Genomic DNA, 21,660 nt, shown 5'->3' with positions numbered 1-21,660 from the left:
ATGATGAACTATTCTATTTATTATAAAAGCTAAGATGTTACCTGAGTTCAAATGAAGCTGCTAAAACATCACGAGAATTACCGCCCATGTAAACATTGAATTTTCCTTTCTCCAGAATTGATTTTCCGTTTTGATCAAAAAAGGAAAGGTCCTCGGGTTTAATTTTAAATTCTATCGTTGTTTTTTCTCCTGCTTTTACCAGAACCTTTTTAAAACCTTTAAGTTCTTTTACCGGTCGAACTATGGAGGCTGTCACATCCTGAATATAAAGCTGCACGACCTCTTCCCCATCATATTTCCCAGTATTTTGCAGATCTGCCGTGACCGATAAAAAACCATCTTCATTCATAACCGGAGCTGACAATTTAAAATTGCTGTATTTAAAAGTCGTGTAACTCAAGCCATAACCAAATGGGTACAATGGTTCATTCGGTATGTCATGAAATCTGGAATAAAAATCTGCAGGTTTCTCTTTCGCATTTGGATCTGGAGCAGGTCGTCCGGTATTAAAATGATTGTAATAAACCGGAATCTGACCCAAAGCATACGGAAAACTCATTACAGTCTTTGCCGATGGATTGTATTTTCCTGATAAAACCTCCGCAATGGCATTTCCTGATTCTGTTCCTAAAATCCAGCACTGCACCAAAGCATCACTAAGATTTTGCACTTCATTCAAAATCATCGGTCTTCCTGAAGAAACCAGAATAACAATTGGTTTTCCTGTCTCTTTTAATGCTTTTAAAAGTTTTAACTGACCTTCAGGAATATTAATGTCTGCCAGTGATTTATCTTCACCAGATAAATTACTTGTTATTCCGATATTTACAATTACTACTTCTGCGTTTTCAGCATTTTTTACCGCCTGATTTAGTAGTTCCTGAGAAGTCGAATTATCTTGTTTGTAACCTTCTGTAAAAGTCAAATTTGAAAACTGCTTTTTCAGACCTTCATAAATAGTAACGCAATCCTGTGCATCTGCACTTGCTTTCCACATATCGACCATATCGGTTTTGCTGTTGGCATAAAAACCAATCAAAGCAATTTTTTGATTTGGATTTTTAAGTGGTAAAATTTCATTATTGTTTTTAAGTAGCAGTATGCTTTTCTCGGCAGCTTCTTTGGCCATCTTTCTGTTCTCTGCGTTAAATACATTTTCTTTCTCGCGCTTCTCGTCCAAAAACTTATATGGATTTTCAAACAGTCCCAGCTTGAATTTATAATAGAGAATAGAACCAACTGCTTTATCTACTTCTTCTTCGGTTAGTTTTCCCTCTTTTACCAGTTCCGGTAAAAATTTAATGGCCGTTCTGCTTTCCATATCCATCATACTTCCGGCCTTTAAGGCTTTGTAAACCGCATCCTTTTTGTCTTCGGCATAACCGTGGGCAATCATTTCTGCGAAAGCATTCCAATCGCTTACTACAAATCCTTTAAAACCTAATTTTTTTTGTAAAATATCGGTCAGTAAAAAACTATTGCCACTGGCAGGTACACCATCAAAGACATTAAAAGAAGTCATTACAGTTGCTGCGCCAGCTTTTACAGCTGCTTCATAAGGAGGTAAATATTTATTGTAAAAAGCCACTCTGGAAACATCTACATTATTATATTCCCTTCCCGCTTCTACAGCACCATACACGGCAAAATGCTTAACACAGGCCAGAATATCAAAAACACTTTCCAAATTTCCCTGAAAACCTTTTACTCTGGCAGCGGCAATAACAGAACCGTAATACGGATCTTCTCCAGCACCCTCCATCACACGTCCCCATCTGGGATCGTTTGAAATATCACACATGGGCGCAAAAGCCCAGTTTAATCCCGAGGCTGCAGATTCTTTTGCTGCTATTCTCGAATTCAGAAAAACCTGATCCATATCCCAGCTGCAGGCCTCTGCAAGCGGAATGGGAAACAGGGTTTTGTAACCATGAATGACATCAAAGCCAAATAATAGTGGAATTTTTAAACGGCTTTGTTCGACTGCAATCTGTTGTACTTTTTTAATTTTAGAAACACCAAGCGTATTCAGAAATGATCCCACTTTACCCTGTTTGACCTGATCGAGTTTTTCCTGCTCTCCATCCACTTTATTATCAGGGCCTGTAAACATTCCGTAATTTAACTGGTTGAGCTGGCCGGCTTTTTCTTCTAAAGTCATTCGGCTCAATAGATCTTTTACACGCTCTTCTATTGGAGCATTTTTATCGAGATATACTGTTTTTTTATTTTGCGCTAAGGCAATAGAAGTTGTGGATAACATTAATACGATGATTAATGTTATCCTTTTATGAATTGAAAACATAATTTTTGAAATTAGTAATTCAAAAAAACATCAGGGTGATTTTCTTTTTGAATTATGAATTGAAAATTAAAATACTGTTAACCTGGTTATTGCTCGACCCAAAATTCAACGGAAAGGTCTGGTACAACAGGGTTAAAAGTTTTAGTTGATAATGTCCCAACAGCTAAATCTCTCTGGTATGGCGTATAACGGAATCCTTTAAATTTTTTATTCGATTTGGTTTCAATGTTAAACTGAAAAGGCTTTCCGGAACGATTTGTAAGTACAATAACCTGCTTTCCTTTTGGCGTTTTATAGGCCATAATACGGTTGTCTTTGAGTATTGTACTTTCATCAACAGCAAATCTTTTGGAATCCCAGGGCATGTATTTAAGAAAACCCGCAATGGCATTAAAATTCTTTTGAAAATAATCCCAATGTCCTTTTTGGACGTTTGCAAAATGATTTAAATTATTATCATTCTCCGGTCTCCAGACTCCTAAAGCAAAACTCTCTGCTTCTTCGTTTGTAGTTGGTTTTAGTGCATGCAGCCAAAACCAGGTCGGGGAATTCGCAAAAGTCATCCAGTTCATGATCGTCTGGGCGGTATTGACAAAATTTCCGTCACTGACTCCATCATTTTTGGTATAATTAAAATATTCAAATTCATTGGTAAAAACATATTTGCCGTCTGTATTTCCATTGTATTTTGCTGTTTCATCAATCAGAATATTAGAATTATTTCCAATGCGATGTAAGACCCAGGCATCTACATATTTTAAAGTTTCCGGATCTTTTTTGATTTCCTGCGCGATAAGTCCCAATTGTCCGTCCCAGGAATCCGTCATGATAACGGCTTCCGGAAAAGCTTCTTTAATTTTAGGCGCAACAGCTTTAAAAGCTTTATAATATACTTCAGGATCAAAATAATCTGTGGTCGAAAAAGACTGGTTGGCCATTTTATCATTCGAATCAATTGGTTTCGCAGGCGGTGCAACATATCCTTTAGGCTTAACATGCATTCCGGCTTCATTCTGCAGTCCCCACATTTTAACTTTTAATCCGTTGTGGTCTAAAAATTTGGCATCGTCTACCAAGGCATTTCCAAGATCATTTAGAAAATCATTTTCGGTACTTTTTAATGTTCCTCCAATAAAAGAATTATTTGATTTCCAATATGGTGCAAGCGACCAATATTCTAGAGAAATTCCTTCCATTCCCGAACCTTTCATTAATTCTTTAAGATCATTAAGTTGGTTTGGGTATCTTTCCTGAAAACGTTTTCCTTCTTTATCAAGTCCTCTAAAATAAAGCCCCATAGCTAGTCGGCAATACCGAAACCCTTTGAGCATATCTTTATAAAGTCTTTTTCTTTCAGATTTTACCAGATTATTCGGAATGGCAATTACTTCGTCAGGAAGTCCGATATTTCCCGAACCAATAGCATCATTTTGAATTTCAATTCCCAATCCCCAGATGGTCTGCTCGGGTTTATCTAACCGAATAATGTATTTACCCTGATTTGGCTGCTGGGCCCATAAATGGGAACCTGCAGCCAAAAGGACAGTCAAAAGTGTTTTTTGTATGGCAGTACGTTTATTCATAACATCTTATTTCATAAATCTGAGCCGAAGGATCACCGTTTGTCGCAGTGACCTGAACTCTAAGTTGTGTCGTTTCAATACTTTCAAAACTGTATTTCACCTGTCTTTGGTAATTATCTTTTACCGTTAAAACAGTTTCCCATTTATTATTTTTAAAAGCTAGAATTTCAAAATCTTTTGGGCACTGTGGATCCTGATAAAATGGGCTGTAGGCGTGATATTCTCTCAACAGATGTCCCGGAAAAGTAAGTTCTACTTCTTTGATCTTTTTTGTGTTTTCCCAACTTAATTGTAAAAACTGCGCTAAAGGCAGATTCGGATCTGATTTCCATAAGTTTGTAAATCTATGAGGTCTTGTAACCCCGCTGATCACATTTTGCGGGCCAAAACAAGCCTGAGGCGGATCAACCTTAAAACTTAAAGTTTGTCCGTTGCCAAATCTTCTCATTTTGTCGTCACTGATCTGATACATTGCCATATGTCCGGATTCTATTTTTCCTGCACACAACCATTCCAACTCCGGATTAGGTAGCAAATCCAGACGAACAAACTCACCCACCGGAGCATTTTGTAAACCAATTGGCCATTCTACCCAATGGATACCCGGATCAATTGTTAATTCTGCTTTTGCTAAAATCCCACCTTTATTAACGCTGTAATCCCAAATGTGTTCCGATTTTTTTAATTCAACAAAAAACTGCTGTACTTTATCTGAATTATTTCGAAGACAAACTTCAATTTTGTTTATTTTTTCAGAACCAACAGCAATGAGTTGGCCTTTTCTATTTTCCAATTTTTCAATTTCATACTGAGGCTGGTCTTCCCATATTTTTAAACCTTCATGAGATCCTTTACTTTCGGGGCCGGCACCAAATAATAAAGCTTCGCTGCTAGCTGTTATTTTCGCCATAAGCGCAATATCTTTTTGATCTTTATTGGCATAATTAGGAAGGAAACATCCATCACGTAACAACTGCTGTTGAATTTCTTCGATAATCTTAACTGGAGCTTCTGTAACTGGTATATTTTTTTGTTTTGCAATAGCTGCCGCGGTTCCTGCTGCCTGTCCCATAAGAGCCGTTGTGTTCATCACCCTTACTGTTCCAAGAGCAGCATGTGTTACACTTACATTTCTTCCAGCCATCATTAGATTGTCTATGTCTTTAGAAATCAAACTCCTAAGTGGAATACCATAAGGTCCTGCATAACTCTTTACGGCATAATCTGAAAACGTAGAATAGTTCTCATTACTTGCCGGCTCGCTGTTTGCCGCCAATAAACCTCCCGGAGTATGAAGGTCGATAAACCAGCCTCCAAATGCGATTTCATCATTAAAAACAGTGCAGTTCTGCGGATCGTGTTCCGTCATAAGATATTGCCCCATAATACGGCGGCTTTCTCTCTTTCCAGGTACCTGTCCCACCCAGTCTAAGGCATATTCCTTAGTGAGCTCCTTCATTTTAGGATCTTTATTTTTCATCCAATCCCAAACTCCAAGTGCATGACGTGTAAGTTCGTGCCTAATGGTTTCGTTATCTGTGATGGTGTTGTACGGAACTCCAATTTCGATCCACCAATACCCTCCTTTTTTTTGTTTTGGAGGCCTTCCCTGTTTGTAAAAGAAACCGGCATCTTCGTAGTGCATTGCCCAGTCTGGTGCTTTATAACTACATTCTTTTCCTATATATTTTGTTTTAAAATGAATGGAACTTCCCATTACATCATTACTGGCAACATCTGGCGCATGAGGTTCGTCAAACTCGCTTTTAGATTCACTTCCTATACGGTATTCGCATCCGGCTAAATCTGCAACGATTCCATCTCCTGACGCGTCTATAAAGGTATCAGCAAGAAACAAAATATCTGTTTCTGTGTTTTGTACTCTTCCTTTTACGGCTTTAATTATGCGGCCTTCTTTTTCCACTTCATACACATCTGTATTAACTTTGATGGTAAGATTTGGCGTAGACTGTGCCAGATTGTATAAGGTTAAATCCCAAATGCTGTTTGTCCAGCCATTTTCAAATATTTCTTCGTGATTTACTGCACGCTCTGCTATTAATAACTCTGAAATAATTCCAGTCTCTCTTGCATAGGCGTGAAAGGCACAAGCTCCATGGGGGGTTACGCGTATCTCTGATGAACTATTACCACCAAAAACGGGACGGTTTTGTACGATACAGGTTTTAGTACCTAAACGCGCTGCCGCAACAGCCGCACAGAAACCGGCAAGTCCGCCGCCGATAACCACTAATTCATAGTTTTCTTTTAAAGTCTGCATTTAAATTGATTTTATAAGTAGATTTTTTTTGTTTTTAAATTTTAAGGTCAACAGTATAATAGCACTCAAAATGAGCAATACTGCAGCAAATATTCCGATTAGCATTTGGGAATGGTGTGTAGAAAACAGCATCAAACCAAACATTATTACCGCTAAAACACCAATACTGTATCCTAATAACTGGGCTGGAAAAACAGCAAGCTGAAAATCACTTTGTGAGTCCGGGACTTCCTGTTTTTCTGCCAATTTTTCTTCGATTTGTACGAAGCCGCCATCAACTGTTTTTGAGCCTAATTCCATAACTGCCAGAACAGTCAACGGAACGAAAATACCAACCGCAACTTCAAACAACTGATTGTTTGCATGATACAGATTCATGATAAAATTATCCGATTCGATGAAAATCGCGCCTTTCAATGCAATCGAAACCAGTACTGTTATTCCGGTTGACCACCAAATTGAGCTTTGTTTTATTTTTCCAAAATACAATCCCCAGAGCATTGGCAGCACCATTGCTACTACAAGCAAACCGGTTATGGTCAGGATAATCTGTTCTGCACCTCCAAAGTAAGGTATGCAGACTGCAATTGCCATTATAAGAAGTCCTATTAGGAGGGAACTTAATCTGCCTACAAATACTACTTGTTTTTCGCTGGCTTCGGGTGCAATTATATCTTTATACACGCTGTTTGTAATAGCCGCGGCGTAAACATTTATCTCCCCGTCAATATAACTGGCGGCTGAGGAAAACATAGCGGCTACTAATAATCCCATGAGTCCCGGAGGCAGTACCCAGGCACAGGCCATAATGTAAGCCTGTTCTGGTGCTGCACCAGGATGGGCAACACGATAAATGATTGGGGGAAGCATCCATATAATTGGACTTATGATATAAAGCCATCCGAATAGATTTGATGATTTACGGGCGTTTTTAGGACTGCTTACGGCTAAAAACCGTTGCACAAAAACCCATTCTCCACCTAATTTGAAAGTATGCACAATCACCCAGCCTAACAAGAATAACCATGTAAAATTGCCCGAAACCGGCGAAAGAAAGTCTTTAGGTAATTGGTCGATAAGACTACTCATACCTCCAACTTTGTAAATGCTTAACGGAACAACAAATAAAACGGTCATTGTCAATACCACAAACTGAACCGCGTCAATAATCAAAACGGCCCATAAACCACCGCTGACAGCATACATAAGCATTAACAGACCTGAAATTATAATGGTGTATGAAACCGATAATTTATGTGTATCAGTATCAACCAGCCAATTATCCGGAGATAGTGGTATAAGGGAAGCTACTACAACGGCAAATGAATATAAAGCCACACCCATCGCAATGATTTTAAATAGCATGCCGACCCAGGTGTAAAATTGTACAGCACCTTGCCCAAAACGAATTGAAACATACTCTCCTACTGTGCTGATATTTAAGGAAGCCCATTTTTTAGCAAAAAACTTTCCTACTAAAAAAGAAGCAATCCCTGAGCACATTAATATACTTACTGCAACCAAACCCTGTTTGTAAGCAATGCCACCCCAGACTACGAATGTTCCGGCAGAAAATGCACTCATAAAAGCAGATAAGCCCGAAAGCCACCATGGCGATTGTTTTCTAACGGCAAACATATCGTCTGAGGTTTTATTGCGTTTTGAAAGGATGCCGCCGATAAGTAAAATACCGGCAGCGTAAATAATAAGTATAATATAATCTATTAATTCCATTTAAAGAAAGTTATAATTTTAATCTAATTTAGTAATTTGGATTTTGTGTTAAATTAGGATTAACAGTTCTTTCAATAGCAGGGATCGGCCATAAATATTGTTTGGTTGCATCAAATTTTCTGGTTGTAAAGTTTTTAGCAGCTCCTGTAGCAATATATGGCGTGTAATCTGGTATTCCATCTGCATCAATTACTGGTGCACCGGCAAAAGGGAATTTGGCTTTGTGGATAGCATTTGCAGGAACCGGATCAGGTATACCAACTCCAGGCTTGTTTAGTGCTTTTTCTGCAATTTTCCATCGGATAAGATCCATATATCGCAATCCTTCAAATGCAAATTCAACACGGCGCTCACGGCGGATAATAGTTCGTAATTGTGCTTGATTTGTTGTAGTAACAGCAGGATAAAGTGTGGTTTGTCCTACCGTTTTTCCATACGCTCTGGCTCTCACAGTATTTAGATAAAGCAACGTATTCGCATCGATTGTATTCATTTCAATATCAGCTTCAGCGTAAGTCAAAAACATTTCTGCATAGCGGATAATTTTTAAATCATTATCTTCTAATTTTCTATCAGCCCAGGATTGATCTATACCTTTTTTCCATAAAAAGCCTGAAAAACTGGCATTAATTGCATTTGCACGATTATCATTATTTTTTACCATAGCGTTATCGCTGGTTCTTCTTACAGTCAATGAATCCGGATGTGGCTGATAAATGTAACCAAGCCATATTGAACTAAAAGGAACAATGGTCTGAGATAAACGCGGATCTCTGTTTGCAAATGGTTTTTGAGGATTATATAAAGGAGATTTATCCACTGGTAATCCATCTGTACATTCGTAGGAATCCACTAATTCCCATGTTGGAAACTTGGCAGCAAATCCACCAGCGTTTCTAGCGATATGATCCGGGGCAATAAATCCATCAGAAACAACTCCATTGGCCTGGTCTCTTACTACGGTTAAAATATTTTCTTTGCATTGTTCTCCTACCTTTAAAAATAAATCACGATAACTTGGATATAGTGTGTAAGCATTTGAATCTATAACTGCTTTAGCGGCTGCTTTGGCAATATCATATTTTCCCATATACAAAGCTGTTCTTGCTTTAATTGCTAATGCGGTCCCACTTGTAAAACGTTGAATTGCACTGGCATTGTAAGACGCAGGCAGGTTTGCGGCGGCAAAATCCAAATCTTCAAAAATAAATTGCAGTACAAGATTTTTGTCCGATCTCGTAAAGGCATACGATTCAGCTAATGTAATTGGCTTTGTTATCAAAGGAACATCACCAAAATGAGTAATTAACCTTGAATACTGATAGGCACGGGCTAATTTAGCCTGCGCTTCAAACGAAGCTAAGGCCTCTGGCGAAGTATTTCCAGCAGCTCTGTTTAAGCTGGCAAGAATTGTGTTGGCTCTTGTAATAATTTTATAGGCACTAGTCCATAAACTTTGAACATCCGGATCACCGCTGTTCATTGTACCGCTAATTACAGCGTTGGGATTGGCTCTGTATAAAAAGTTATCACTGTATTCTTCCTTATCATTCTGAATAAATGAAAAACGATACAAGTCATTTACCGCAATGGTAAGTTCAGTTTCATTTGAGTAGAAATTACCACTTGATGGGTCTGATAACGGGTTGTAATCTAAGTCTTGACAGCCTGTAAGAAACAGCAAACATAATGCAGTTAAATATATTGAAATTTTCATGATAATTAATTTTTAAAATTTAACATTTAAACCTGTCATAAAGGTTTTAACAATTGGATAAGAGATAGCATCAACTTCCGGATCTGAGCCCTTTGGAAAATGACTGATAGTAAATAAATCATTACCTGCTACATACAATCGAAGTCCTTGTATTCCTAACTGGTCTGTAATTTTTTTATTAAAATTATATCCCAATGTGATATTTTTAATCCGTAAATAACTACCGTTAACTAACCAAAAATCAGACATAGCGTAGTTATTTCCACTGCTTGCGTTAGATAATCTTGGATATTCTGCTGCTGCATTTTGTTCTGCGGTATTAGTAGCACTCCAGAATTTACCATCAATCAGAGTGGGCACATTACCAAATGTTTCCTGAAACGGCTGTACAGCATAATTGCTTAGCCTTACCTGTTGTTTACCTACTCCATACGCTACAAAAGAAAAATCAAGGGTTTTATAACTCAATTTACCATTGAGCCCGAATGTATATCGTGGCAATGATCCACCCAAAATAACCCTGTCTTTATCAGGAGTTATTTGACCGTCCCCGTCAATATCAACGTATTTAATATCACCAGGTTTAGTGCTGGCACTTGTTTTTGGAGAAGCAGCAACTTCTGCGGCTGTTTGAAATATTCCGCTTGATTTATAGCCGTACCAAGCAGCAAATTCATTCCCTTCAATATTTGATGTATCGCCGAGAATAGAAGTACCTTTCAAATCATCAACATTTGTTTTAGCATCAGATATATTCGCCCCTACACTGTATTTCCAGTCTGTTCCGATGTTGTCTGACCAACTCACTGTAGCTTCAAAACCTTTTGAGCTTACTTTTCCTGCATTTTGAAAAGGTGCATCATATCCAAGATAAAGAGGAACGTTTAACTTAAGCAAAATATCTTTAGTTTGTTTGTAGAATACATCTCCACTTAGAGTTAACCTATTGTTTAAAAATGTTGCATCCAAACCTATATTGGTACTTTCCTGTGTTTCCCATGTTATATCATCAACAGCGTAATTAACCTGCGATCCTGAAGTTGGAGCAACTACAACGCCGTTTTGATAAAATAAGGAATTATATAAACTGATACTTGCTTGGTACGGATAATTCCCAATACGTTCATTACCCGACTGTCCCCATGATGCTCTGAATTTCAGGAAATCAACTCCCCATTCTTTAACCGATTTGAAAAATGGTTCTTCTGATACAGCCCATCCAGCACCCAATGATGGAAAGAATGCCCATCTTTGATCTTGATTAAACCTTGAAGATCCATCATAGCGCCCACCAGCCTGCAAATAATATCTGTTTTTAAAATTGTAGGACACTCTACCAAAATAAGAGCTTAATGCCGTTTCATAAGCTGAACCTCCATTATCTCTAAATGTTGGAAGCCCGTTATCCAAATACGGATAATTTGACAAGGTATATGTTGCGCGAGAAGCCCTAATAGTTTCTACATAAGAGTAATTATTTTCATAACCAAAAGTAGCATCTAAATTATGCTTACCGCTAAAACTATTGTTATAATTGGCAACAAATTGTCCATTGAATCTGTAATTATAGGACTTGCTTTCATTTAATGAAGCAGAAGCAGGCTGCTGTCCTACCGCAACTTTTTTCGATGGATCCAACATATCTGTAAATTCCACTACTTTAATAAACTGCTTGGATGGATCCTGGACAATTTGTCCATTTTCTTCTCTTTCTACAGGTCCAAAAATAATTGTCGGAGACGCCTGCCCGGTTAAAGTCAATCCTTTAAAAGGCTTAAAATTAACGGCAATTCTACCTGAAAGATTATTGGTAATAAATTTTTTAAAGCCACCAGCACCGATTTGTGCTACTGCATTTCGACCATCTTTACCCAGCGCATATCTTCCATCAGAATAGTAATCATCATAAATTGGAGCCATAACACGTGCATCCAAGAAAACATTATTATTAAAAATATTTACATCCTTGTTTTCAGTCCTTACTGCACTGACGTCAAAACTCGCGGTTAATTTATTGCTAAATTTAAAATCATTGTACACTCCTGCATTTAATTTTTTAAAACCACGGTTATCATATAATGCATCACTTGATGAGTATCCTAAAGTAGCTCTGGATTTTACATTTTCAGAACCGGATGAAAAGGCTAAATTGTGAATAATCCTTGGCGCGTTATTTTTAATTATAGACTTCTGCCAATCTGTATCCGGATATAAATCAGGATTAGCCGCATGGTTAGCATTATAATTTGTAATGGTAGCCTGAGAATATAAAGGAGCAGCTCCGTCATTGGCCAGATACTCATTATATAGCTGCATGTATCTAACTGCGCCAGTTGTAGCAGGCTGGTTTACAGGTTCAGCTTGTGCATATTCGTAACTATACTCTAAACTGGTTTTCCCTGCTTTTGCTCTTCTGGTAGTTACCAATAAAACCCCGGCTGCTGCTCTTGATCCATAAATCGCAGTTGATGCAGCATCTTTTAGAGCTGTTATTGATTCTATATCATCAGGATTAAGGTAATCTATATTGGCTGTAGGTACGCCATCAACAATAATTAGCGGGTCATTGCCGCTAACTCCAATGGTAGTAACCCCACGAAAGCGAATTTTGGATTGAGAACCAGGTGCTGCTCCATTTCTGGAAACTGTTACTCCTGCCATTGCACCCTGCAACGCATCAGAAACCTGAACTGTTCTTCGTCCCGTAATGTCTTGGGACTTGACCGTTGTAATTGCACCTGTTAAATCCTTCTTTTTACTTGTACCATAACCAACAACGACAATTTCCTGTAATTCCTTGCTTGACGTCTTTAATACGATATCCAGAGTACCCGGACTCGTTATTTTTATGGTTCTAGTTTCAAAACCAATGAAAGAAACAATAAGCTCACTTCCTATAGAAGCTTTAATTTGAAAGCTACCGTCAAAATCAGTTGCTACAGTATTTTTTGTACCTTTAATTTGTAAATTGGCACCTGGAACACCTTTTCCAGTTTCATCTTTAAGTATTCCCTTAATACTTAAATCTTGTGCATAACTGCTTATGCAAAACAGAAGCCCAGTAATAATCAGAAGGCAACGTTGTTTGAAAAATGATGCATACATAATAAACTTTGGTTTAGATTGGTTAGTAAAATTTTAATATCGCTTTTTTGAGATGCGAATATTAAGAGTTATAAGCCAAATATAAATTTTAAAGCATATAGTAGACAATAAGTGTAATGGTATTTCAATCGTTTTTTCTATCTCAAACGTTTGCACTATCGTTTTCGATAGATAGAAATTTTTTACCTTTGTCAGGTAATATAAACAAAAACTGACATGCCAAGAGTTAAATGCCCAAAATGCAGCAAAGTTGAAACTATTTTAAAGTCTGGATTTATCCGACAAAAACAGCGTTATTATTGCAAAGAGTGCAATTATAATTTTACATTGAACCATGAAAGCAGAAAAGCAAAAAACAAGACCCGAAAAAATTATCAGACAACAATTGTTGATATTGGCAATGCCATGGGAATTTCTGCTACAACAGTAAGCCGTGCCTTAAGAAATCATCCCGATATTAGTCCCGCAACTACTTTGGCAGTACAACAAGTGGCCTTACAAATGGAATATAGGCCAAATCTATTGGCTAGGAATTTTGCCAGCAAGCAAACTCAAACTATTGGCGTTATTATTCCGCATCTTCAGTCTACTTTTTTTTCTTCAATGCTTGGCGGAATTCAGAAAGTTGCTTCTAAAAATGGGTTTAAAGTAATTATCTGCCTTTCTAATGAAGATTACCAAACTGAATTGGAAAATGTACAGGCATTAATGGATAGTCGTGTAGACGGTCTTCTTGTATGCCATTCTGCAAGTACTACAGCATTTGATTATATTGAAAATTATAGCAAAAAAGGAATTTCAATTGTTAATTTCTACAGGACAAGTCCTTCGCCGAAAACATCAAAAGTTTTGGCAAAAAATACAGAAGGAGCTGAAAAAGTCACAGAACATCTTTTAGAACAGGGATGTAAAAGAATCGGAATTATCCTGGGACCAAAATCGTTAACGATTACCGAAGAGCGTTTACTGGGTTATCTCAATATTTTAAAAAAGAACAAAATCAAACCCGATAAAGAATTAATTGCATACACAGATTATTCTAATGTTAGTATTAATAGCGTTGTCGATGACTGGCTGAATCTGGATCAAAGACCAGACGCGATTTTTTGTATTTCTGACCGATCTGCAATTTACGTGATTAAACATCTTAAAAAACGAAAGATTAAAGTGCCAAATGAAATTGCCGTAGTTGGTTTTGGGAATGATTTAATGGGAGAATTAATTGAACCTTCGCTCACTACTTATAATATACAGACTTCTGTAATTGGAGAAACCACTATGCAGTTGTTTTTACAACAGTATAAAAATGAAGCTGATTCTGAAATTCAGATCCAGACTATTGACGGCGATTTATTGGTAAGAGAATCGAGTATTAAAAAGAAAGAAAAATAAATTGTTTTAAATAAGTCCCCATTTACCGTTTTGTAGAATCGCTTACAATCAATTTTGGTCTTAAAGAATTTCTTGTTTTCTCAACGACACTTCCTGTTATAATATCATTAATTAAAATTTCCGCAGCAAGTTCCCCAAGTTTATGCGGATTTAAATCTACTGTTGTTAATGATGGTGTTAAATAATGAGAAAAAGAATCGTTTCCGCAGCCGGCAACAGCGACTTTTTTTGGTATGCTGATTTGCTGCTGATTTAGATAATGTACAATTTCAATGGCTCCACGATCGTAAATACAAAAAATTGCATCGGGAGCTTCTTTTTGATTTAATAATTCTGAAACTGCAAAAATCTCGCGTTCGCGTTGCAGATTACAATACACAATGTTTTCTTTTTTTATGGTTACTCCATTAGCAGCTGCTCCCGCAATACAGCCATTGATTCGCTGACGGCTCATTACAAGCTGTTCAGGTCCGCCAATAATGGCAATGTTTTTATAACCTTCTTTTGCCAGATGTTCGCCAATCATAAATCCGGCTACAAACTGATCATTGGAAACAAAGTGAGTCTGTAGACCAAATAATTCCCTGTCAATTGCCAAAAGCGGAATGTTGTTTTTAATAATATTGTTATGTTCTGTAAAATTGCTGGTTTCTTTAGAATGGACTATCGCAATTCCGTCAACATTTAGACCGATAAGTGTTTGTACTGCTTTGATTTCATCTATAAAAGAATCTTTGGACTGGCAGGCCACAATAAAGAATTTCTGTTCGATAGCTCTTTCCTGCATGCCGCTGATAATAGACGAATAGTAGCCTCGTTCAATATCCGGAACTAACACTCCTAAAATATTACTCCTGTTGCTTTTAAAATTTTGCGCAAAAAAATTAGGCTGATACCCTAAATCTTTTGCTGTGTCTCTTACAATCTGTTTTGTCTTCTCTGTAATATCCGAATGATCTTTTAACGACCTGGAAATTGTCGAAATAGAATATCCTGTTTTTTCGGCAATATCCTTAATTGTAATCATTTTCTTTTTCATAAATACAAATATAATAATTTGCGCAAATTTTACTTTCGTTTGCGCAAAAAAATATTGTTTTTTTTCGCAAATTTTCATGTTATGTATAATTCTTTTATCTATTTTGCGTCAAATAATCAATTATAGAACACTGTCTCATAAATACTTATTATCTTTTTCAGAGAGAGGATTTAACTTTTTTATTTATTGATTATTTTAAAATTACTAACTAAACCAACCCTTTATTATGAGAAAAATACTAACCTTTCATCGTGTAAAAGCTATCTTTTACACGTTATCATGTATGCTGCTTTTTAATCTTAGTGCAAAAGCTCAAAACTATCAATTAGTCTGGTCAGATGAGTTTAACGGTACAGGAGCTCCTGACAATTCTAAATGGAGCTACGAATTAGGCGGTAATCTCCGCAATAGTGAATTACAGTATTATACTAACAGCACAAATAATATTAAACAAAATGCAGGAAACTTAGAAATTACGGTCATCAAAGAAGCCGTAGGTGGCAAACAATACACTTCGGGCAGTATAACTACTTTAAATAAAGCTTCTTGGACTTATGGCAAAATTGAAGGCCGCTTAAAAATGCCAAAAGGGCAAGGATTGTGGGCGGCATTTTGGACATTAGGAACCAACTACGCTTCAGCTGGATGGCCTAAATCTGGGGAAATAGATATTATGGAACATATTAATAGTGAAACTATTATTCACGGTACTGCACATTATGGAGGCTTAAATGATGTGCATGTACAAAACGCCAATACTTATAGTGTAGATGTCACTCAATGGCATACTTACTCTGTTGTTTGGGATGCAAATTACATCAAATGGTATGTTGATGATGTTTTATTTCATCAATTACAGATTACTGGCGGACAAAATTACACAGAAGAATTTCACTTGCCACAATACATTCTGATAAACCTGCCAATAGGGGGTTCCTGGCCGGGCTCTCCAGACGCAACAACCGTATTGCCAGCAACAATGTACTGCGATTATATTCGAGTATATAAAAATATAGACACTACTCCGGTTCCTGTTTCAAGTATTTCAATATCGCCTGCAAGTGCCAATGTGGCGCTGAATGGTTCACAAACACTTAAAACTTCATTTGTACCTGCAAATGCGACCAATTTGAAACTAACATGGACATCAAACAATAATGCTGTAGCTAATGTAGACAATTTGGGTGTAGTTACTGGTGTATCAGTAGGGTCAGCAATTATTACAGCAACCACTGAAGATGGAAATAAGACATCCATTTCTACCATTTCTGTACAAAATTTAGTAGGAGTTAATAAATTGGTAAATGGAAATTTCGATTCTGATGTTGCTATTGTTCAGAAACCAGCTGGCTGGCTGGAATATTCTGGTATTGCTGGTGGAACCGCGAATGCATTAAACTCCAATACATCACCTCATTCAGCAAATTATAATGGTATACAATCAGCAACAGGACATTATGAAGTGGCCGTTTATCAAACTTTTACAAATCTAGCAAATGGTATATATACAGCAAAAGCTTGGGTTCGCAGTTCTGGGGGGCAAAGTAAATCAGTCTTTTATGGGAAAACCTTTGGTAGTGACGAAATAAATTACAACTTGGCAATAAGCATACCTACCTGGACCCAAATACAACTTAATAACATTTTGGTATCTAACAATAGCTATGAAATTGGGTTTTATCAATGGACAGGAACAGGAGCTGCAAGTACTTGGCTTGAATATGATGATATTGAATTTTATTTGTCAGCAACAGGCACACTTGGTGTAACTAATCCTTCTCAAGACTTTGGAATACAAAATTTTACTGCTTATCCAAACCCTGTGAAGTCTGGAAACATATTAAATATAAGTGCAAATGATGGGTTATTTTTTGACATTTTTATTGTTGATATTAATGGTAGAAAAGTATACTCGCAGTTAAATAATACTAGCAATTTAACCGCTTTACAACTACCTAATCTGGATAAAGGAATTTACTTTTTAAGAACCACAAGTGCCACAAAAACAAGAATTCAAAAAATTCTTATAGAATAAGTACCATAATTCGTTGGAGATAATTATCAAAAATCTCTTCTACCTTTTATGTTGTCGTTCATTGTAAAAAAAAGGTCGAAGAGATTTTTTTAATTTCTAATAAGCTTAAACAGTTACTAAAATAAACAATTAATAAGAAATGAAAAAAACACTACTTATCGCACTTACCATTTTAGGTACTGAAGCTATTTTAGCGCAAAATAATCCAATAATAACAAAAAGATACAGTGCAGATCCCACAGCTCGTGTTTTTGGAAACACCTTATACTTATATCCAAGTCATGATAGAAATGAGGCAAAATGGTGGGATATGGAGGATTATTATGTGTACTCAACCACTGATATGAAAAAATGGAAGGACTGTGGTAAAGTATTTTCTCCATTAACAGAAACAAACTGGGCAAAGAAGTTTGTCTGGGCACCAGATTGTGTGCAGCGTGATGGTAAATATTATTTTTACTTTCCTACTGACCAAAAGCATATTGGTGTGGCAGTAAGTAATAGCCCAACAGGACCATTTAAGGATGCAATTGGCAAACCACTTATTTCTGAGGATTCTCCTGGGATAATATCAAACCGTGATTTTATTGATCCAAGTGTTTTTATTGATGATAATGGACAAGCATATCTTTTTGTAGGTCAGATAGTATTGAACTGCGTTAAGCTAAATAAAGATATGGTATCTTATTCAGATCCTGTACATATTATAGAAGGGGTCGATGATTTTTTCGAAGCGATATGGGTGCATAAACGCAAGGGCAAATATTACCTCTCTTATTCTACTGCTCATAAAAACGGTCAAGGGCCACAAATTGCTTATGCAATGTCAGATAAGGTATTAGGACCATACAAGTATCAAGGAGTTATTTTAGACGCTGTAAGCAGTGGAACAAATCATCATAGCATAGTTGATTTTAAAGGCAAATCATATCTTTTCTATCACACTTCTGATTTAAGCAATTACCGTTTTCCGGCAGGAACACCAGATCATGCTTTTATTCAATGGAGGCGTTCAGTATGTGTTGATGAACTTCATTATAATGCGGATGGCACAATTCAGCCAGTTATAATGACTGTAAATAAAGAACAACTGAAGAAAAAATAATAGCTGCACCGTTATCAAACTGTCTGCAAAATTATGTAAAAATTACGCAAGCTGATTCCTCACTGATTGTTCTAAAAGGTAAAACCACATTATCTGATACATATAGAAGCAGATTGTCAAATTATAGAATTTTTAAATTAAATATTTTTTATAAAAAAATATCAATAGCTATTTTAAGTGGTGTGCTATTAATGGCGTCAACCAGAAATTCTGATGATGATAATACAAATTTACTTTTAATTCAAGTTTAAAAAATTCATTTATTCCACATAATATTAATCAACTTTTTATTCCATAAACTAAACATTCAATTAATCATTAAAACCTCAAATCTATGAGTACCAAAACACTTTTTTACACCTCCTTATTGCTTTTATTAATCAATAACAATATGGGAGCACAAACCTACCAACAGGTATGGTCAGACGAATTTAACGGAACGGGATTACCGGAACCTAATAAATGGGGCTACGAATTAGGTGGAAACACCAGAAACAATGAACTTCAATATTATACTAATAGCACAAATAATGTAAAACAGAACAATGGAAATTTAGAAATTACAGTTTTAAAAGAAAATGTAGGCGGTAAGAATTATACATCAGGAAGTGTAATTAGCTTGAATAAGGCATCTTGGACCTATGGCAAAATTGAAGGCCGTTTTAAAATGCCGATGGGAAAAGGATTATGGGCTTGTTTGGACATTGGGATCTAATTTTTCGCAGGTAGGATGGCCAAAATGCGGTGAAATTGATATTTTTGAACATCTGAACAGTGAAACATTAGTCCATGGAACGCCACACTGGGCCGGTGCTAATGAAGTGCATGTTCAGGATGGAACTACTTATAATGTGGATGTTACACAATGGCATGTTTATTCCGTAACGTGGGATTCCAACTATATCAAATGGTACGTAGATGATATCCTATACAAACAGTTCAGAATTACAGATGGATATAATTATACTGCTGAATATCATCTACCGCACTATATTTTAATCAACCTTCCTATTGGAGGCGATTGGCCTGGTTCTCCGGATGCTACAACCGTATTACCTGCGACTATGTATTGCGACTATATAAGGGTTTATAAAAATACAAACACTACTCCAATTACAATTACAGGTTTTTCTACTTCACCTTCTTCCTTAAATTTAAATCTAGGAAGCAAACAAGTTATTAATACCACATTTACACCGTCTGACGCAACAAATCAAATTGTAAATTGGACTTCCAGCAATGCTGCAGTAGCTAAAGTAAATAATTGGGGAATGATAACCGGAGTTAGTATTGGAACAGCGACAATAACCGGAAAAACATCTGACGGAAGAACCTCCACTTGTAGTGTAACTGTTCAAAATTTAGCTAACATCAATAAATTGGTGAATGGAAATTTTGAAGCCAATACAGCCGTAACACAAACACCAACTGGTTGGAATGAGTGGGGCAGCGTAGCAACTGCACAAAATTCAACAGCTTCACCTCATTCTCCAAACTATAAAGGAACACAATCTGGAACAGCTCCCTTTGAAGTTGCCGTTTCGCAAACCCTAACAGGATTAGCAAATGGAAATTACACAATGAAAGCATGGGTTCGTAGTTCCGGCGGGCAAACCTGGGCAACAATGTACGCTAAAGGATATGGAGGAAGCGACATAAATTACTCCATAGCTTCCAGTATTCCAAATTGGACTCAGGTACAAATCAATAATATTAAAGTTACCACTAATACCTGTGAAGTTGGTTTCTATCAATCAGGATTAGCCAATAATTTTATAGATTACGATGATGTCGAATTTTATCTTTCACCTGTTTCCATAACAGCTTTTACATTTTCACAGAACACTATGACAATACCTATTGGAAGCAGCAGGGTAATAAATACTATTTTCACCCCTAATAATGCAAGCAATCAAACGTATCCTGGTCTTCCAGTAATATAGCTGTAGCAACAGTCAATAATTTAGGCATAGTAACTGCAATAAGTTCGGGTTCAGTAACTATTACCGGTACGGCATCAGATGGTAAAATTGCAAGTTGTTCGGTATCAGTACAGAATCTCGTAGGAGTAAATAAACTAGTAAACGGAAACTTTGATACCAATACAACCGAAACGCAAACCCCAACCGGATGGACCGAATATGGGCCTGGCATTGCAAATGCGCTAACTTCCGCAGCTACACCACATTCTCCAAATTACAAAGGTATGCAATGGGGAATTACAGCATTTGAAGTTTCAGTTTTTCAATCCCTTTCAGGAATTGTAAACGGAAATTATACCATGAAAGCATGGGTTCGAAGTTCGGGTGGGCAAAGTGCTGCGGTTATGTATGCAAAAAATTATGGGGGAAGCCCAATAGAATCCTCTTTAAATACAAGCAGTGCTAACTGGACAGAAGTACAAATAAATAATATTATAGTTACTAATAATAGTTGCGAACTTGGCTTTTATCAATTTTCAGGAGGTGCAAATAAATTTCTCGATTACGATGATGTCGAATTTTATTTAACATCAGCTTCTTCTGCAAACAATACTCTAAGCTCAAAAACTTCCTCAAATATTTCAGACTTAAATCCTAAAGATCTATTAGAGAATAACCCATCCGCAGAGAGATTTGCAATTTACCCAAATCCTGTAAAATCAGGCGGAACGCTAAACATACAATCAAATGATAAAGAGATATTTGACGTTTCAATTATTGATTTAAATGGTAAGGTAGTTTATTCAGAGTTGAACAGTAATAATTCTGCCCTATTAAAAGTGCCAAATTTAAATAAAGGCCTGTATTTTTTAAGATTAACAAGCGCTAATAAAGTTAAAATTAAGAAAATATTCATTGAATAATTATTCAATGAATTCCTAAGTTAAGTTTTTTGACACCCGTGAAGCAAATTCTAAAATAATTAATTATACAAGATAAATGAATTTAAAAGAACAGTTGAAAGACGTTAAAGACTATTTTTCTCCAAAAATCGTTACGGAGGTTAATGACCAATATGTAAAAGTCGCAAAAATTAAAGGTCAGGAAGTTCCTTGGCATAATCACGAAAATGAGGATGAGCTATTTTATATAATAGAAGGCGAACTTTTGATGGAGATTGAAAATGGAATCCCTAAAATTATGAATTCCGGAGATATGTTTGTAGTTCCAAAAGGAATAAATCATAAGGTCTCATCGGTTGAAGTATGTTCCATTATGTTGATAGAAACTAAAACAACCAAACATACTGGCGAAGTTAAATCTTCAATAATAAAATCAATTAAAGAACAGTCTTATTAGATTTAAAAAAAATAGGGACACATTGGGAAAGATATTGACAAGTACGAAAGACATAAAATATGACCTTAGTGACAGACAAATAC

Annotated in this window: 14 protein-coding genes; 7 read left to right on the top strand and 7 right to left on the bottom strand. The window is 36.5% G+C overall.

Annotated elements, in window-relative coordinates:
• Positions 1 to 37 precede the first annotated feature (37 nt).
• The 6 genes from bglX to EV142_RS05270 form a co-directional block, all read right to left on the bottom strand.
• Positions 38 to 2,305 carry a beta-glucosidase BglX gene (bglX, locus tag EV142_RS05295; protein ID WP_132033378.1) on the bottom strand — a complete coding sequence of 756 codons (2,268 nt, stop codon included), beginning with the start codon at positions 2,303 to 2,305 and terminating at the stop codon, positions 38 to 40.
• A gap of 86 nt (positions 2,306 to 2,391) precedes the next feature.
• Positions 2,392 to 3,888, bottom strand: coding sequence for a glycoside hydrolase family 30 beta sandwich domain-containing protein (locus EV142_RS05290; RefSeq protein WP_132033376.1), 1,497 nt, complete (start codon positions 3,886 to 3,888; stop codon positions 2,392 to 2,394).
• The gene (locus EV142_RS05285; protein WP_132033374.1) at positions 3,881 to 6,169 is read right to left on the bottom strand and encodes an FAD-dependent oxidoreductase; all 2,289 of its coding nucleotides are present in this window, start codon (positions 6,167 to 6,169) and stop codon (positions 3,881 to 3,883) included. The genes EV142_RS05290 and EV142_RS05285 overlap by 8 nt, the downstream gene beginning before the upstream one ends.
• Positions 6,170 to 7,903, bottom strand: a complete 1,734-nt coding sequence (locus tag EV142_RS05280; protein ID WP_132033372.1) for a sodium:solute symporter family transporter — start codon at positions 7,901 to 7,903, stop codon at positions 6,170 to 6,172.
• Positions 7,904 to 7,931: 28 nt separating this feature from the next.
• The gene (locus tag EV142_RS05275; RefSeq protein WP_132033370.1) at positions 7,932 to 9,620 is read right to left on the bottom strand and encodes a RagB/SusD family nutrient uptake outer membrane protein; all 1,689 of its coding nucleotides are present in this window, start codon (positions 9,618 to 9,620) and stop codon (positions 7,932 to 7,934) included.
• A 12-nt stretch (positions 9,621 to 9,632) separates the two neighbouring features.
• Complete coding sequence (locus tag EV142_RS05270; RefSeq protein WP_132033368.1) at positions 9,633 to 12,725, bottom strand: SusC/RagA family TonB-linked outer membrane protein; 3,093 nt, start codon at positions 12,723 to 12,725, stop codon at positions 9,633 to 9,635.
• Between the two features lie 216 nt (positions 12,726 to 12,941).
• On the opposite strand from EV142_RS05270, the gene EV142_RS05265 reads away from it, so the two are divergent.
• Positions 12,942 to 14,117, top strand: a complete 1,176-nt coding sequence (locus tag EV142_RS05265) for a LacI family DNA-binding transcriptional regulator (RefSeq protein ID WP_132033366.1) — start codon at positions 12,942 to 12,944, stop codon at positions 14,115 to 14,117.
• A gap of 22 nt (positions 14,118 to 14,139) precedes the next feature.
• On the opposite strand, the gene EV142_RS05260 is transcribed toward EV142_RS05265, so the two are convergent.
• Positions 14,140 to 15,156 (bottom strand): LacI family DNA-binding transcriptional regulator, encoded by a 1,017-nt coding sequence (locus EV142_RS05260; protein ID WP_158286294.1) that lies wholly within the window; start codon positions 15,154 to 15,156, stop codon positions 14,140 to 14,142.
• A gap of 226 nt (positions 15,157 to 15,382) precedes the next feature.
• On the opposite strand from EV142_RS05260, the gene EV142_RS05255 reads away from it, so the two are divergent.
• From EV142_RS05255 to EV142_RS05225, 6 genes are all read left to right on the top strand, one after another.
• Positions 15,383 to 17,191: a family 16 glycosylhydrolase gene (locus EV142_RS05255; protein ID WP_132033362.1), complete on the top strand. Its 1,809-nt coding sequence runs from the start codon at positions 15,383 to 15,385 to the stop codon at positions 17,189 to 17,191.
• Positions 17,192 to 17,330: 139 nt separating this feature from the next.
• Positions 17,331 to 18,296 carry a family 43 glycosylhydrolase gene (locus EV142_RS05250; RefSeq protein WP_132033360.1) on the top strand — a complete coding sequence of 322 codons (966 nt, stop codon included), beginning with the start codon at positions 17,331 to 17,333 and terminating at the stop codon, positions 18,294 to 18,296.
• A gap of 334 nt (positions 18,297 to 18,630) precedes the next feature.
• Complete coding sequence (locus EV142_RS05245; protein WP_132033358.1) at positions 18,631 to 19,011, top strand: glycoside hydrolase family 16 protein; 381 nt, start codon at positions 18,631 to 18,633, stop codon at positions 19,009 to 19,011.
• Entirely contained in the window at positions 18,938 to 20,239 is a 1,302-nt protein-coding gene (locus EV142_RS05240) for a family 16 glycosylhydrolase (RefSeq protein ID WP_132033356.1), read from the top strand. Before EV142_RS05245 ends, EV142_RS05240 begins: the two co-directional genes overlap by 74 nt.
• Positions 20,240 to 20,502: 263 nt before the next feature.
• Positions 20,503 to 21,141 carry a T9SS type A sorting domain-containing protein gene (locus tag EV142_RS05230; protein ID WP_132033354.1) on the top strand — a complete coding sequence of 213 codons (639 nt, stop codon included), beginning with the start codon at positions 20,503 to 20,505 and terminating at the stop codon, positions 21,139 to 21,141.
• 76 nt (positions 21,142 to 21,217) lie between these two features.
• Positions 21,218 to 21,577: a cupin domain-containing protein gene (locus EV142_RS05225; RefSeq protein WP_127340777.1), complete on the top strand. Its 360-nt coding sequence runs from the start codon at positions 21,218 to 21,220 to the stop codon at positions 21,575 to 21,577.
• Positions 21,578 to 21,660 lie beyond the last annotated feature (83 nt).

The organism is Flavobacterium circumlabens, from assembly GCF_004345565.1.
Classification (GTDB): domain Bacteria; phylum Bacteroidota; class Bacteroidia; order Flavobacteriales; family Flavobacteriaceae; genus Flavobacterium; species Flavobacterium circumlabens.
The sequence above is the reverse complement of the archived record's forward strand: the minus strand, read 5'-3'. Positions and strand labels throughout refer to the sequence as shown.